The 639-nt window shown below is 40.1% G+C and carries 1 pseudogene; it reads left to right on the top strand.

Annotated features, from left to right (window positions below):
• A pseudogene (locus LPB87_RS20615) lies at positions 1-639 on the top strand (T9SS C-terminal target domain-containing protein); the annotation flags it as partial.

The raw sequence follows: 639 nt of genomic DNA, 5'->3' as shown, positions 1-639 counted from the left end.
GGAAACAAAACGGATGCTAATCATGGTGATTTAGATTATTGGATTTGGAAAATGGATGAAAAGGGCGATCTCGATTGGCAAAAAAGCTTTGGAGGAAGCGGTTTTGATTTACTACAAAGCATAAAAAATACAAGAGACGGTGGTTTCATACTCGCAGGAACTTCAAGTTCATCCAACGATTTTCAAAAAAAAGATCCCTCTAAAGGCCTTACTGACTATTGGGTAATAAAACTGGATGCCAAAGGCGAAGAATTATGGCAACGAACCCTTGGTGGAAGCGGTCAAGATGAGCTTATTTGCGCATTTCAGACCAAAGATGGGGGCTATATGTTAGGAGGTTCCTCAAGTTCGAGTCCAATTATTAACAGCCTGCATGCACCGGAAGTCTTAGACGCTAAACCAGATCCTTATAGCAAATCAGAAAAAAGCCGTGGAAACATGGATTATTGGATAGTAAAACTAAATAAGGCTGGAGAAGTAGAGTGGCAAAAAACCTATGGAGGCCAATATGCTGATTTACTTCGAAGCATGGAACAAACCAAAGATGGAGGCTATATCCTAGGAGGGTATTCTAATTCGCCACAATCTGGAGATAAAACAGAACCCAACAAAGGAATAGGAGATTATTGGGTTATAAAA

Source organism: Flavobacterium sp. EDS, assembly GCF_020991525.1.
GTDB lineage: Bacteria > Bacteroidota > Bacteroidia > Flavobacteriales > Flavobacteriaceae > Flavobacterium.
This window is presented reverse-complemented; position numbering and strand designations above follow the sequence as displayed.